The sequence below is a fragment of the Bosea sp. AS-1 genome, from assembly GCF_002220095.1.
Lineage (GTDB): Bacteria > Pseudomonadota > Alphaproteobacteria > Rhizobiales > Beijerinckiaceae > Allobosea.
The window spans coordinates 159944-174302 of the sequence record NZ_CP022372.1 but is presented as its reverse complement, the minus strand read 5'-3'; the positions used below and the strand labels follow the sequence as shown (position 1 = coordinate 174302).

Here is a 14359-nt window from a genome sequence, read left to right as displayed (position 1 = left end):
TGCCCCATGTCGGGTTTTCACCAGCGCGTATTCTCAGGCATGCAGCCGACCTCGACGCTGCATCTCGGCAACTATCTCGGCGCGCTGACCAACTGGGTCGCGATGCAGAAGACGCATGAATGCGTGTTTTGCGTCGTCGATATGCACGCGATCACGATGTGGCAGGACCCTGCGGACCTCAAGCGGGCCATCCGCGAGGTGACCGCTGCCTATATCGCGGCTGGCATCGACCCGCAGAAGAGCATCATCTTCAACCAGAGCCAGGTCTCGGGCCATGCCGAGCTTGCCTGGATCTGCAACTGCATCGCGCGGCTGGGCTGGATGAACCGGATGACCCAGTTCAAGGAGAAGGCCGGCAAGGACCGCGAGAACGCTTCGCTCGGGCTCTACGCCTATCCGAGTCTGATGGCCGCCGACATCCTGCTCTACAAGGCGACGCATGTGCCGGTCGGCGAGGACCAGAAACAGCATCTGGAACTCACCCGCGACATCGCCCAGAAGTTCAACAACGACTTCGCGCCGCAGATCGCCGAGCTCGGCCTGGGGACGGGCGAGCTCGGCTTCTTCCCGCTGCCCGAGCCGATGATCATGGGCCCGGCGCAGCGTGTCATGAGCCTGCGCGACGGCACCAAGAAGATGTCGAAATCGGACGCTTCCGACTATTCGCGCATCAACCTGACCGACGATGCCGACGCCATCGCCCAGAAGATCCGCAAGGCCAAGACCGATCCCGAGGCCCTTCCCTCGGAGGAGAAGGGGCTGGAAGGTCGCCCCGAGGCTGAGAATCTCGTCGGCATCTACGCTGGTCTCTCGGGGATGGCGAAGGCAGCTGTGCTGAAGGAGTTCGGCGGCGGCCAGTTCTCCGGCTTCAAATCGGCGCTGGTCGATCTTGCGGTCGAGAAGCTCGCGCCCATCGCCGAGGACATGCGCCGGCTGCTCGCCGATCCGAAGCATATCGACGCCATTCTCGGCGCCGGTGCGGCCCGTGCCGACACCATCGCGGCGCCGATCATGCGCGAGGTCAAGGATATCGTCGGTTTCGTCCGCAGCTGAGGCGCGGAGCGGAAATGCGGAAGGCCCGGTTTCGGGCGAGGGGCTTGCGCCGGGCTGCCGGCGCAGGCCACCATGCCGCTTCCTGAAGCGGCGGCAGGCTTGATCCATGGTCAAACGACGGCGGTCCTACGAGACGGGCCATCGCCCGAAATTTCTCGCGGTGGTCGATGACAGCGAGGAGTGCGCCAAGGCGCTGCGCTTTGCGGCGCGTCGCTGCGCCCGTGTCGGCGCGGCCATCGTGCTGCTCGGTGTCGCCACGCCGCCCGAGCACGAAAACTGGCTCGGCGTCGGCGAGGTGATGCGAGCGGAGGCGGAGGAGCAGGCCGAGAAGCGTCTCGATGCGGCCGCGTCCGTTATTCGCGCGCTCGCCGGCCTCGAGCCCGAGAAGGTGGTGCGCACCGGCAACAAGGCCGACGAGCTGGTGAAGCTGATCGAGGAGGACGAGGACATCTCGCTTCTCGTCCTGGCCGCCGGCACCGGCCGCGAAGGGCCGGGTCCGCTCGTCAGCGCGCTCGCCGGCAAGTCCTCCGCGAATTTCCCGATCCCCGTCGCCATCGTCCCCGGCCATCTGGAGGACGAGGAGATCGATGCGCTGGCGTGACCCGCCATTCCTTCCGGCTGGAATGATTCCATCCGTCGGCCTATATCGAAGCCAGGAACGGCGACCTTGAACCGCCGGTACTGGAGGTATCCATGTTTATTCAGACCGAAGCGACGCCGAATCCGGCGACCTTGAAGTTTCTCCCCGGACGCATCGTCATGGGCAGCGGCACCCTCGACATGCGCGACCCCGCCGAGGCCGAGCGCTCGCCGCTGGCGCAGCGCCTGTTCGGCGTCTCCGGCGTCTCCGGCGTGTTCCTCGGCTCCGATTTCATCACCGTCACCAAGTCGGACGGTGAATGGCCGCATCTCAAGCCCGCGATTCTCGGCGCGATCATGGAGCATTTCATGTCGGGCGCGCCGGTCCTGTCGGAGGGCTCGGCCACGGACGCGATCGAGGAGGGCGAGTTCTTCGCACCGGAGGACAGCCAGACCGTCGAGACGATCAAGGACCTGCTGGAAACCCGCATCCGTCCGGCCGTGGCCGGCGACGGTGGCGACATCACCTTCCGTGGCTATCGCGATGGTACGGTCTATCTCGTCATGAAGGGCGCCTGCTCGGGCTGCCCCTCCTCGACAGCGACGCTGAAGCACGGCATCCAGAACCTGCTGCATCACTTCCTGCCGGAAGTGCAGGGCGTCGAGGCGGTTTAGGCGTCGGTTTCCCGCAAGAAATGGAAGGTTGAGCCTGCTCCGATGCGCATTCTCGCGATCGACACCGCGCTCGGTGCCTGCTCGGCCTGTGTGCTCGAAGCCGGCGAGGCCGAGCCCCTCGCCCGCGAACAGCTCGCCATGGATCGCGGCCATGCCGAGGCGCTGATGCCGCTGATCGAGCGGGTGATGGATGCGGTCGAGGGCGGGTTCTCCTCGCTTGATCGCGTCGCCGTCACCGTCGGGCCGGGTAGCTATACCGGCCTGCGCGTCGGCGTCAGCGCCGCACGCGCGATCGCCTTCGCAGCCGGCATCCCAGCCGTCGGCGTCACGACGGTGGCGTCGAGCGCCGCGCCGCTGATCGGCCGCGAATCCGGCCGTGTGATCGCCGCGGCGCTCGACGCCAAGCACGGCCAGGTCTGGTTCCAGGCGCTGAGCGCCGAAGGCAAGCCGCTCGTTTCGCTGAGGCAGGTCAGTTATCGCGATGCGGCGCGCGCCATCGGTGCCGGGCCGGTCAGCCTGGTGGGTTCCTCGGCGCTGGCGGTGGCGAACGAAGCCTGGGCGATCGGTCTCGACGCGGTGGTTGTCGATAATGCCAAGGCGCCGGATATCGCCTGGGTAGCGCGGCTCGGTATGATCGCCGATCCGGATGCCGCCCCGCCGCGACCGCTTTACCTCAAGGCGCCGGAAACGACCCCGCAGGACAAGGCGAGGCTGCCGCGTCGATGACGTCATCCTCCAAACGGTGGTTGACCTTGCGGTAGCTCGTGCGAACAAGCGGTATGGATTGGTTGCGCAGGCTCCTTCACCCTGATTCGGCCCCCGCGCGGACGGCGCGTCTCGATGCCGCCCATGCGCGACAGGTCGCGGCCCTGCATCACCAGGGCGGCTTTGCCCGCGGCTGGGAGCCGGCGGAATGCGCCGCGCTGATCGCCGATGCCGGCGTCGTGACGGATGGGGTGTTCAGCGGCCGAGGCCGCAGCCCCGAAGGTTTCGTGATCTCGCGCAAGGCGGCGGACGAAGCCGAAATCCTCAGCATCGTCGTCGCTCCGGCGCGTCGCCGCGACGGTCTCGGCCGGTCTCTGCTGGCCGCTCATCTCGCTCATCTGGCCGGCGAGGGGATCGCCCAGGTCTTCCTCGAGGTCGAGGAAGGCAACGAGCCGGCCGAGCGGCTCTATCGCCATTTCGGCTTCCGCGAGGTCGGCCGCCGCAAGGGCTATTATCCCAAGCCTGACGGCACGCGGGCGACCGCCATCGCAATGCGGCTCGATCTTGCGTGACATCTGCCGGCAATCGGGCGATGACAGCGCGGCGCACCGGCACGAAGGCACGATTTTCGGACGGTGCAACAAAGGCCACTCGCAGCAGGACCACACGCCGCCGATGACCGGACCCGCTCACGCATGAACGGATTATCCGCCGGCGCCCTGTGCCGCCTCCTGCTGCTTGGGTCCGGCACGCTTGTTTTGGTCCTGCTGCAACTCGTTACCCGGCGCGTCCTGCCTGCGCGGGCCGGCACCCTGCCGCTGCGCTTCCATCGGCTGGCCTGCTTCTGCCTGGGCGTGCGGCGGCGCGTCAGGGGCACGCCGCCGCCGCCCGGGACTGGCGCGCTGATCGTCGCCAACCACGTTTCCTGGCTCGATATCTGCGTTCTCGGCGCCGAGCGCGAGCTGTCCTTCGTCGCCAAGAGCGAGGTGGCGGGCTGGCCGGTCATCGGTTTCCTGGCCAGCCTGCAGCGCACCGTCTACATCGACCGCCAGCGCCGCGGCGCCACGGCCGGTGTTGCGGCCGCGATGGGCGCGCGCATCGCGGCGGGAGAGGACGTTGTCCTCTTCGCGGAGGGCACCACGGGAGACGGAACGCGCATCCTGCCCTTCCGCTCTTCGCTGCTGGGCGCCGCGCATCAGGCGATCGGCGACACCGAATCCGACGTCACCGTCTACCCGCTGACCATCACCTATACCGGCTTGCAGGGCCTGCCCGGCGGACGCCTCGAGCGCGCCGCCCTCGCCTGGTATGGCGATACCGAGCTCGCGCCGCATCTGAAATACGTGCTGGACTGCGGTGCGGTCGATGTCGAGCTGGTCTGGGGCACGCCGATCGCGATGGGCCGGGCGACATCGCGCAAGGAAGCGACGCGGCGCGCCGAGGCAATGGTGCGCACGGCCCGCCAGGAAGCTGTGACCGGCCGTCCAGCCGTCTGAGAGAGCCGGCCGGCACGGCGCTTGCTTTCCTCCCTTTGCGGCAGGCCGGCCGTTTCCAAGCTGCGCGAACCGGAGTAAGGAGACGGTTTGGAGATCCCGACCGCGACGATGAAGAAAGTCCACATCAAGTCCTTCGGCTGCCAGATGAACGTCTATGACGGACAGCGCATGGCCGACATCTTGGGCGAGCAGGGCTATGAGGAGACGGCGACGCCGGAAGGCGCGGATCTGATCCTGCTCAACACCTGCCATATCCGCGACCGTGCCGTGCAGAAGGTCTATACCGAGCTCGGCAAGCTGCGCGACATCAAGACCGCCCAGAAGGCCGAGGGCCAGGAAACCAGGATCGTCGTCGCCGGCTGCGTCGCGCAGGCCGAGGGTGGCGAGATCCAGCGCCGCCAGCCCGCGGTCGACCTCGTCGTCGGTCCGCAGGCCTATCATCGCCTGCCGGAGCTGCTGGCCGAGGCGGCGGGCAAGCGCGTCGTCGATACCGACCTGCCGATCGAGGACAAATTCGGCTTCCTGCCGGCCCCGAAGCCGCAGGTCATCCGCGCGCGCGGCGTCTCGGCCTTCGTCACGGTTCAGGAAGGCTGCGACAAGTTCTGCGCCTTCTGCGTCGTGCCTTATACCCGCGGTGCCGAATTCTCCCGGCCGGTCGCACAGGTCGTGGCCGAGGTCGAGCGATTGGCCGAGGCCGGCGTGCGCGACGTCACGCTGATCGGCCAGAACGTCAACGCCTATCACGGCGAAGGGCCGGACGGTGCCGTCTGGGGGCTGGCGCGGCTGATGCACAAGGTTGCCGAGGTGCCGGGCATTGCCCGCATCCGCTATACCACGAGCCATCCCAGAGACATGGACGACGACCTCATCGCCGCCCATCGCGATCTGCCGCAGGTCATGCCGTTCCTGCATCTGCCGGTGCAGGCGGGCTCGGACCGCATCCTCGCTGCGATGAACCGCAAGCATACCGGCGACGAGTATCGCCGGCTGGTCGAGCGTATCCGCGAAGCCCGGCCCGACATCGCCCTATCCTCGGACTTCATCGTCGGCTTTCCCGGCGAGACCGATGCCGATTTCGAGGACACGATCCGCCTCGTCGACGAGATCGGCTTCGCCTCGAGCTATTCCTTCAAATATTCGCCGCGCCCCGGCACCCCTGCGGCCGATCTCGGCGACCAGATCCCGCGTGAGCTCATGGACGAGCGGCTCTATCGCCTGCAGGAGCGGATCGAGCATCACCGCCAGGCCTTCAACGCGGCGATGCTCGGCCGGACTGTGGATGTCCTGCTGGAACGGGCTGGTCGCCATCCGGGGCAGCTTGCGGGCAAGTCGCCCTATCTGCAGGCTGTGCAGATCGACAGCGACACGAATCAGATCGGCGATATCGTGCGGGTGGTGATCGAGCAAAAGAGCACCAATTCGCTCTTCGGCCGCAAGCTCGGGGCCGAGGATGGTTCGCGAAAGGAAATGGCCGCTTGAGCGCGCCCTGCCCCGTCCCCATCTGCGTGTTGAGGACGCCCTGTCATCAGGCTGAGATTGTTGCGTTCGGTTATGCTGTGAGACGACCTGGCCGGTCGTTCCTGCCCGGCCGGAACCCCCGTCAGGGAGATGACGCATTTGGCACAGGCTGATTCGATGACGCCGAAACCCGACCGGAGCCCGCGGCGCGAGGTCGCGCAGACGCGCGGCGAGACCCTCGCTCGCGAGGGCCTGCCCGCTACCGAGGTGACGCTGACCTTCGAAGATAATCGCCTCGCCAGCCTGGTCTTCGGACAGTACGATCAGAACCTCGCTCATCTCGAGCGGCGGCTCGGCGTCGTCGTCAATCCCAACGGCAATCATGTCACGGTGAAGGGCCCGCGCGAGACTGCCGAGCAGGCCAGCCGTGTGCTGAAGACGCTCTATGCCCGCGCCAAGGCGGGCGCGGCGGTGACGCTCGGCGATGTCGACGGCGCGATCGAGGAAAGCAACGTCCAGCGCTCGCTCTTCCCGACGGCCGACACGAGCAAGACCGCCTTCGACGCGATCGTTACGAGAAAACGGGGACCGGTCAGAGCCCGCAACGCGGCGCAGGACGCCTATCTGCGCCAACTCAAGCGCCATGAGCTCGTTCTCGCCGAAGGCCCGGCCGGCACCGGCAAGACCTGGCTCGCGGTCGGGCATGCCGTCTCGCTGATCGAGCAGGGCGTGGTCGAGCGCATGATCCTGTCGCGCCCGGCCGTCGAAGCCGGCGAACGGCTCGGCTTCCTGCCCGGTGACATGCGCGAGAAGGTCGATCCCTATCTCAGGCCGATCTACGACGCCCTCAACGACTTCATGGAGGCGCGCCATGTCGAGCGCGGCCTGCAGACCGGCATGATCGAGATCGCGCCGCTCGCCTTCATGCGCGGCCGCACCCTGACCAATGCGGTCGTGCTGCTCGACGAGGCCCAGAACGCCACCTCGATGCAGATGAAGATGTTCCTCACCCGCCTGGGCGAGGGTTCGCGCATGATCATCACCGGCGATCCGTCGCAGATTGACCTGCCGCCGGGCCAGCGCTCGGGCCTCGTCGAGGCGGTGAAGCTGCTCAAGGACGTCGAGGGTATCGGCTATGCCCGCTTCGAGGAGGGCGACGTCGTCCGCCATGATCTGGTGCGCCGCATCGTCATGGCTTATGAGACGGCCGCACGCCGCGAGCGCGATGAGCGCGAGGAGGCGATGCGCAATCCCGGCGCGGCGCCTGAGGCGCATCGCGAGGGCGACAGCGAAGGGCTGAAGCGGATGTTGGCGCGGGAGCGGCCGCGATGAAGGATCGACCTCGCGCGCGGCGTTCGGCGCCGCCCGCGAAGACCACCCCGAATCTGGCTCTCGATATCCGCGCCCAGTCGCGCCGCTGGCGCGAGCTGGGCAATCTCGCGATGCTGCGCGCCATCGCTGGCGAGGCGATCACAGCTGGCCTAGCCGTTGCGCCGCGCCAGCCTCTCGATGGCGCCGAGCTCAGCCTGCTTCTGACCGACGATCGGCGCATTCGCATCGTCAACCGCGACTGGCGCGGCTTCGACAAGGCGACGAACGTGCTCTCCTTCCCGGCTGCGCCGCCGGAGCGCATCGCGGCGAGCCCGCTGCTCGGGGACATCGTCGTCGCCTTCGAGACGGTGGAGCGGGAGGCGCAGGCCGAGGGCAAGAGCTTTCCCGACCATTTCCGTCACCTCGTCGTTCACGGGCTCCTTCACTTGCTCGGCGAGGATCATGAGACCGAGGCCGAGGCGCGCCGCATGGAAGCGCTCGAGGTCGCGGCGCTCGCCCGTCTCGGCATAGCCGACCCTTACGCCGATGCCGAACTCGTCACCGAGACGGCATTCGTTTCTGCAGAACCTTCACGATCATGAGCGACGACAGTCGACAGTCACAGAACGAAACCAACGGCCGCGGCCTCGGACACTGGCTTGGCCAGTTCCTCGATCGGCTCGGCCTGCGCGGCGGCGGTACGGCCCGCGAGGAAATCGTCGAGGCACTGGCAGAGGAGAATGGCGAGCTCGCCGATCTTTCGGCGCAGGAGCGCGCCATGCTCACCAATGTGCTGAGCCTGCGCGAGCGCCGCGTCGGCGACGTCATGATTCCGCGGGCGGACATCGTCGCCGTTCCGGCCGATGCGACGCTCGACGAGCTTCTTGCTCATTTCCGCACGGCCGGCCATTCGCGCCTGCCCGTCTTCGACGATTCGCTCGATGACCCGCGCGGCATGGTCCACATCCGCGATTTCCTCGAATACATCGCAGAGAAGGCACATCCCGAGAGCGAGGCCGCTGCCGCTGAATCGGAAACTGCCACGCATGATCTGGCGGTGGTCGACCTTTCCACGCAGCTCTCGGAGACGAAGCTGCTGCGGCCTGTCCTTTATGTCCCGCCCTCCATGCCGGCGGTCGACCTGCTCGTCCGCATGCAGGCGACCCGCACCCACATCGCCCTGGTCATCGACGAATACGGCGGCACGGACGGGCTCGTCTCGATCGAGGATCTGATCGAGATCGTTGTCGGCGACATCGAGGACGAGCACGACAAGGAGGAAGCACCGATCACCCAGACGGGGGAAGGCTGCTTCGCGGCCGATGCGCGCGCCACCCTCGATGAGCTCAAGGAAGCGACCGGGGTCGATCTCTCCGGCAACGAGGTTGCCGACGACATCGATACGCTTGGGGGGCTGATCGTGACGCTTGCCGGCCGGGTGCCGGCGCGGGGCGAGGTGATCGACGGCCCCGAGGGGCTGTCTTTCGAGGTACTCGATTCCGACCAGCGCCGCGTGAAGCGCCTCACCATCCGCCGCCGCGACCAGACGGCGCCCGAAGAAGCGGCGATGGAGCCGGGCTGATGCGCATCACTACGGTTGCGGAGGCCGTCATCCTGGCCTGGGGATGGCGCCGGCGTCTGATCGCCTTCGCCGCCGGTGCCAGTGGCGCGCTTGCCTTGCCGCCGCTCGATCTCTGGCCATTGGTCGTCCTGCCGATGAGCTTCGCGATCTGGCTGATGGACGGTGCGGTCGGGGCGACGCGCTGGCAGCGCTTCCGGTCCGCTTTCATGGTCGGCTGGTGGTGGGGCTTCGGTTTCTTCGTCGCCGGCCTGTGGTGGCTGGGAGCGGCCTTCCTCGTCGAGGCCGATAAATTCGCCTGGGCGATGCCGCTCGGCGTCGTCGCTCTGCCGGCCTTCCTCGCGGTCTTCCCGGCTTTTGCCTTTGGCGCGGCGCGGCTGTTCTGGCCGAAGGGCGCCGGTCGTATCCTCGTCCTGGCGGCGATGCTCGGGATTAGCGAATGGTTGCGTGGCCATGTCCTGACCGGCTTTCCCTGGAACGCCTACGGTATGATGCTGACCGGAGAGGTCCATCTCGAGCAGGTGGCATCGCTCTTCGGGCTCTATGGGCTGACCCTCTTCGCCGTCGCCATCGGCGCCGCTCCAGCGGCGCTGGGAACCGCCACCACATCGTCCGGCCGGTGGCTTCCATCCTTGCTGGCGCTCGCGGCGCTCGCTGGCTTCTTCGCCTATGGCTTCTGGCGCGTGCCGGCCGGTCCTGCGCCGCTCGTTGCCGGCGTGAAGCTGCGGCTGATGCAGCCCAACCTGCCGCAGAATGCCAAGTTCAACGGCAACAACGGCGCGGCGATCCTAGAGCATTACCTGGAACTGAGCGATCGCGCGACGAGCCCCGAGACGCCGGGGCTGCAGGCCGTTACCCATGTGATCTGGCCCGAATCGGCTTTCCCCTTCCTGCTCGGACGCACGCCGCAGGCGCTGTCGCGCATTGCGGCGGCCCTGCCGCCGGACGTGACCCTGATCACTGGCGCGGCGCGGGCTGGCGAGGTCCTGCCCGGAGAAAGCCGGCCGCCGATCTACAATTCCATTCAGGTCGTGAATGACGAGGGCACCATCGTCGCGAGCTACGACAAGGTCCATCTCGTGCCCTTCGGCGAATATCTGCCGCCGATCCTTGGCACGCTGATTCGTGCCGTCGGCCTGTCGCAATTCGTCTCGATCCCGGGCGGTTTCTCTTCGGGCAACACCCATCTGCCGCTGGCGATCAAGGGGCTGCCGAACGCGGCGCCTCTGATCTGCTACGAGGCCGTCTTTCCCGGCGCGGTCGTGCCGCGCGGGCCGCGCCCGGCCTTCTTCCTGAACGTCACCAATGATGGCTGGTTCGGCCAGACCAGCGGCCCCTACCAGCATTTCGCGCAGGCGCGGCTACGCAGCATCGAGGAGGGCCTGCCTCTGGTTCGTGTCGCCAACACCGGCATCTCCGGCGTGGTCGACGCCTATGGCCGCGTCGTCGCGAGCCTGCCGCTGGGGGCCGAAGGTGTGCTCGATGTCGGGTTGCCGCGTTCCGGACCTGAAACCCCTTATGCGCGGCTCGGGGATTTGGCCTTCGCCGGGCTTCTGCTGATGTTCCTCGCTCTGGCCCGGATCCGAGCGGCTTGAGCCTGTTTCAGGAACTTTCGGGCAGGAGAGTGGACCGGCCCGCTTCCTTGTAATACATCACGACCTCCGCGCCGGACCAGGATGGCGGCTCCTGGTCATGATACTGACGTTTGAGCAGGTGAATCATGATCAAGAAGGTACCCAATCCGATCGACCGCCATGTCGGCAGTCGCGTCCGCATGCGCCGCATGCTGGCCGGGATCAGCCAGGAAAAGCTGGGTGAAGCGCTGGGGCTGACGTTTCAGCAGGTCCAGAAATACGAGAAGGGCTCGAACCGCATCAGCGCGAGCCGCCTGCAGCAGATCGCCAAGATGCTCGATGTGCCGGTCGCCTTCTTCTTTGATGGCGCGCCGACCGGTGACGTGCCTGCCGGCGGCTTTTCCGATGCGGCTGCGACGACCTATATCTCCGACTTCCTGTCGACCAGCGAAGGCGTTCAGCTGACCAAGGCCTTCACGCGCATCAAGGATAGCCGCGTCCGCCGCCGCATTATCGATCTCGTCGAGGCCATCGCAAGCGAAACCGCCGAAAAGGCGTAGTTTCGCCGTCGATTTGTTCGACTTGGCGAACGATCTTCCCGATAAACGGATTATTGCGCTTGACGGCGAACGCGTCCGGCTGCAATGACGGAGCGTTTTTCAAACTGGCGCAACCGCGCCTGCCGTCCTCATCGAGGCCAGATTCAAGGGAAGCCGCGACCGTGTCACGCCAGAATTACCTGTTCACCAGCGAATCTGTCTCGGAAGGCCACCCCGACAAGGTCTGTGACCGGATCTCCGACGAGATCGTCGACCTGTTCTTCAAGGAAGCGGTCAAGGCCGGCTACGAACCCGCCAAGGTCCGTGTAGCGGCCGAGACGCTGGCGACGACCAACCGCGTCGTCATCGCCGGCGAGGTCCGCACCCATCTCGACGAGAAGCAGATCAAGTCGAAGGTGAAGTCGGTCGCTCGCAAGGCGATCCGCAACATCGGCTACGAGCAGGACGGCTTCCACTGGAAGAAGGCCAAGATCGACGTGCTGCTGCACCCGCAGTCGGCGGATATCGCCCAGGGCGTCGACGAGGCCGGCAACAAGGATGTCGGCGCCGGCGACCAGGGCATCATGTTCGGCTATGCCAGCCGTGAGACCCCGGAGCTGCTGCCCGCCCCGATCTATTATGCCCACAAGATCCTCGAGACGCTGGCGCTCGCTCGCAAGAAGGGCGAGGGCGATGCCGCCAAGCTCGGTCCCGACGCCAAGAGCCAGGTCACGGTCAAGTACGAGGACGGCAAGCCCGTCGGCGTGACCCAGATCGTGCTCTCGACCCAGCATCTCGATGAGAAGCTGAGCTCCGAGGATGTCCGCAAGATTGTCGAGCCCTATATCCGCCAGGCGCTGCCGGATGGCTGGATCTCGAAGGACACGGTCTGGCACATCAACCCGACCGGCAAGTTCGTCATCGGCGGCCCGGACGGCGACGCCGGCCTGACCGGCCGCAAGATCATCGTCGACACCTATGGCGGCGCAGCTCCGCATGGCGGCGGCGCCTTCTCGGGCAAGGACCCGACCAAGGTCGACCGTTCGGCCGCCTATGCGGCGCGCTATCTCGCCAAGAACATCGTCGCGGCCAAGCTTGCCGATCGCGCCACGATCCAGCTCTCCTATGCCATCGGCGTCGCCAAGCCGCTGTCGATCTATGTCGACCTGCACGGCACCGGCAAGGTCGACGAGGCGAAGCTGGAGGCGGCGCTCGGCAAGATCGTCGATCTCTCGCCGAACGGCATCCGCAACCATCTCGGGCTCAACAAGCCGATCTACGCCAAGACTGCCGCTTACGGCCATTTCGGTCGCAAGGCCGGCCGGGACGGCTCCTTCTCCTGGGAGAAGACCGACCTGGTCGACGCCTTGAAGAAGGCTGTCGCCTGAACCCTGCCCATCGGGTGAATCGGAAAGGCCGGGGCGCTCGCTCCGGCCTTTCCTTTTGGACCGTGGCGGCGTAACCGCCCCGTCACGCAGCAAGATCAGGCCGAAAGACCGATCCGACATGACGAACGACGTCGATCAAGACGAACGGGCCTTCTTCGGCCGGCGCAAGGGCAAGGCCCTGCGCGACGGACAGAGCCATCTGATCGAGCACACGCTGCCGCGCCTGCGCCTGCCGGAAGGTGAGATCGCCGATCTCGAAGCGTTGTTCCCGCAGCCTGTTGAGGCGGTCCGGTTGGAGATCGGCTTCGGCGGCGGCGAACATCTCTTGATGCGAATGCGCGAGAGCCCGCAGATCGGCTTCATCGGCGTCGAGCCCTTCATCAACGGCATGGCCAAGTTCCTGGCCGTAGCCGAGCGCGAGGGGCTGACCAATATCCGCGTCTGGGATGGCGATGCGGCGCTGCTGTTGCCGCGCCTCGCCGCGGGCAGCCTCGATGCCATCGACCTGCTTTACCCTGATCCCTGGCCGAAGCGCCGGCAGCGCAAGCGCCGCTTCGTCTCGGAGCGGACGCTCGGTCTCTTTGCCCGCGCGCTCAGGCCCGGCGGGCGCTTCCGCTTCGCCAGCGATATCGACGATTATGTCGGCTGGACTCTGTCGCGGCTGCTGGCTTCGCCGGACTTCGATTGGACCGACGAGCGGCCGAGCGATTGGCGTACGCCCTATCCGGGCTGGATCCGGACCCGCTACGAGGCGAAGGCGGTCCGGGAAGGCCGGATCTCCAGCTATCTCACGGCCTTGCGTCGCGCATCCTGAGGAAGCCGAGCACGCGCTGGGCCGTGTTCTGGGCGAGGTTGCGGAAGCTGTCGCGGGCTCGCTCGATGGCGGCTTCCGACTTGCCGTAGTCCTTGCGCAGCGCGATCAGCGCCGCCGTGGTCTCCCAGGACCAGCCGAGCCCGCGCCCGACGAGCAGCACGGCCTCGCGATCGGCGCCGAGGACGATCTGCTCGGCCGCCGGCAGGCTGAGCTGCGCCAGTACGGCGAGCGCGCAGATCGCGTGTTCGGTCCGGCTCTCTTCGGCCAGGGCTCGCACCTTTGCCTCGTTGAGCTTCCCGGCTTCGTTGAGCTCGCGGATTTCCGCGAGCGCTGCGCTGATCGGACCGAGCTCGCCCGGCATCTGGCCTGCTGCGGTGAGGGCTTCGGCGCCGCGTTCGACGGCGTCGTCGATCTCTCCGGTCAAGGCTGGCGCGAGGCTTTCGGTGAGGCGTCTGCGGGCGGCGCTCTTGGCAGCCCGCATCAATTGCTCGGAGAGTTCGGCGGGGATGTCGCGGCGCAGGCCGAGCGTCGCCTGCAGCGCGTCGTCCTGTACGGCCCGCATCACCAGCACGCCCATGCCGTGCCGCGAGAAGCGCGCCGTCTGGTTGGCCGCGACGGCATGCGTCACGACGCGGCCGCCGCGCAGGATCAGGAAATCGGTGACCGGCTCGCCGAGATTCGGCCGCTCGGTGATGGCGAGCATATGGTCGCGGCCCTTGGCGGCCGAGATCGCCACGAGGTCCTGGTCGCTCAGCCGGGGCGAATGGATGAGGACCGGGCGCGCGACGGCGATCTCGTCGAGGGCGAGCTGGTGGACGACGCCGTTCGGCGCGTTCGGGACCGGCGCCAGCCGCTCCGCCAGCTCGACACGGGCGCGCAGCTCGATCGCCCGCGACAGCCGCCCGATCACGACGTCGAAGATACCGACCTGCTCTTCGCCCATGTCGACGGCCGTGGCGAGGAACAGATCGGTGAGCTGGGCGAGAATGCCGGCGCGCTCGGTGCCGGAGCCGCGCAGCATTGTCGATTCCAGGTCCCGCAGCAGTGTCGCGACCGCTCTCATCCCGTGTCCTCGCACAGCGTTTCGGCGCGAGGGTGGCAGGCAAGGATGACCAACGGGTTAGCGGGATTGGCAAAATTCCCGTTGCCGGGCGCCGGCTTGCGGCTGTGCTTGCATCTTGGCGCGGA

15 protein-coding genes are annotated in these 14359 nt (G+C 67.0%); 14 read left to right on the top strand and 1 reads right to left on the bottom strand.

Translation table 11 applies throughout. The features are described from left to right. Positions 1–6 precede the first annotated feature (6 nt). The 14 genes from trpS to trmB all read left to right on the top strand — a co-directional run bounded on the left by trpS (position 7) and on the right by trmB (position 13171). The gene (gene trpS / locus CE453_RS02470; protein ID WP_089173149.1) at positions 7–1053 is read left to right on the top strand and encodes a tryptophan--tRNA ligase; all 1047 of its coding nucleotides are present in this window, start codon (positions 7–9) and stop codon (positions 1051–1053) included. A gap of 106 nt (positions 1054–1159) precedes the next feature. Further along, positions 1160–1654: a universal stress protein gene (locus CE453_RS02465; protein WP_089173148.1), complete on the top strand. Its 495-nt coding sequence runs from the start codon at positions 1160–1162 to the stop codon at positions 1652–1654. 92 nt (positions 1655–1746) lie between these two features. Next, positions 1747–2307: a NifU family protein gene (locus CE453_RS02460; protein WP_089173147.1), complete on the top strand. Its 561-nt coding sequence runs from the start codon at positions 1747–1749 to the stop codon at positions 2305–2307. A gap of 42 nt (positions 2308–2349) precedes the next feature. Further along, on the top strand, positions 2350–3033 hold the full coding sequence (tsaB, locus tag CE453_RS02455) for a tRNA (adenosine(37)-N6)-threonylcarbamoyltransferase complex dimerization subunit type 1 TsaB (RefSeq protein ID WP_089173146.1): 684 nt from the start codon (positions 2350–2352) through the stop codon (positions 3031–3033). 53 nt (positions 3034–3086) lie between these two features. Continuing rightward, a complete protein-coding gene (locus CE453_RS02450) occupies positions 3087–3584 on the top strand; it encodes a GNAT family N-acetyltransferase (RefSeq protein ID WP_089173145.1) in 498 nt (165 codons plus the stop codon). Positions 3585–3707: 123 nt separating this feature from the next. Next, positions 3708–4508: a lysophospholipid acyltransferase family protein gene (locus tag CE453_RS02445; protein ID WP_089173144.1), complete on the top strand. Its 801-nt coding sequence runs from the start codon at positions 3708–3710 to the stop codon at positions 4506–4508. A gap of 108 nt (positions 4509–4616) precedes the next feature. Beyond that, complete coding sequence (gene miaB, locus CE453_RS02440; protein ID WP_089177654.1) at positions 4617–5987, top strand: tRNA (N6-isopentenyl adenosine(37)-C2)-methylthiotransferase MiaB; 1371 nt, start codon at positions 4617–4619, stop codon at positions 5985–5987. 156 nt (positions 5988–6143) lie between these two features. After that, complete coding sequence (locus CE453_RS02435) at positions 6144–7298, top strand: PhoH family protein (protein WP_089177653.1); 1155 nt, start codon at positions 6144–6146, stop codon at positions 7296–7298. Continuing rightward, positions 7295–7879, top strand: a complete 585-nt coding sequence (ybeY, locus tag CE453_RS02430) for an rRNA maturation RNase YbeY (protein ID WP_248307917.1) — start codon at positions 7295–7297, stop codon at positions 7877–7879. The genes CE453_RS02435 and ybeY overlap by 4 nt, the downstream gene beginning before the upstream one ends. Continuing rightward, on the top strand, positions 7876–8859 hold the full coding sequence (locus CE453_RS02425; RefSeq protein ID WP_089173143.1) for a hemolysin family protein: 984 nt from the start codon (positions 7876–7878) through the stop codon (positions 8857–8859). The genes ybeY and CE453_RS02425 overlap by 4 nt, the downstream gene beginning before the upstream one ends. Next, positions 8859–10451 (top strand): apolipoprotein N-acyltransferase, encoded by a 1593-nt coding sequence (gene lnt / locus CE453_RS02420; protein WP_089173142.1) that lies wholly within the window; start codon positions 8859–8861, stop codon positions 10449–10451. The genes CE453_RS02425 and lnt overlap by 1 nt, the downstream gene beginning before the upstream one ends. A 125-nt stretch (positions 10452–10576) precedes the next feature. After that, a complete protein-coding gene (locus tag CE453_RS02415) occupies positions 10577–10990 on the top strand; it encodes a helix-turn-helix domain-containing protein (RefSeq protein ID WP_198302240.1) in 414 nt (137 codons plus the stop codon). 161 nt (positions 10991–11151) lie between these two features. Then, complete coding sequence (metK, locus tag CE453_RS02410; protein WP_089173141.1) at positions 11152–12357, top strand: methionine adenosyltransferase; 1206 nt, start codon at positions 11152–11154, stop codon at positions 12355–12357. A 118-nt stretch (positions 12358–12475) separates the two neighbouring features. Beyond that, positions 12476–13171, top strand: a complete 696-nt coding sequence (gene trmB / locus CE453_RS02405; RefSeq protein WP_089173140.1) for a tRNA (guanine(46)-N(7))-methyltransferase TrmB — start codon at positions 12476–12478, stop codon at positions 13169–13171. Here the strand turns inward: trmB and CE453_RS02400 are convergent. Continuing rightward, positions 13146–14234 (bottom strand): DUF2336 domain-containing protein, encoded by a 1089-nt coding sequence (locus CE453_RS02400; RefSeq protein WP_089173139.1) that lies wholly within the window; start codon positions 14232–14234, stop codon positions 13146–13148. The genes trmB and CE453_RS02400 overlap by 26 nt on opposite strands. Between the last annotated feature and the right edge of the window lie 125 nt (positions 14235–14359).